Consider the following 212-nt stretch of genomic DNA (forward strand, 5'->3'; position numbering starts at 1 on the left):
AATTCGTGGCCGGTCACCATCGGCACCGGCACGGTCTTCTGCGCCCACTGGTCCCAATTGTAGATGTGGACGTCGGTACCGCAGATCGCGGTCTTCTTGATCTTGATCAGAACGTCGTTCGGGCCGATTTCCGGCACCGGCACTTCTTCCATCCAGATGCCCGGCTCGGCCTTGGCCTTGACCAGCGCCTTCATCATGTTCGACATTCTTTT

1 protein-coding gene is annotated in these 212 nt (G+C 58.0%); it reads right to left on the minus strand.

The features are described from left to right. Nucleotides 1–206: alcohol dehydrogenase catalytic domain-containing protein (locus AC0L3D_RS37155; protein WP_164777241.1), on the minus strand; the 206-nt coding region annotated here is incomplete at its 3' end. Nucleotides 207–212 lie beyond the last annotated feature (6 nt).

This window comes from Mesorhizobium sp. WSM4837, from assembly GCF_055811435.1.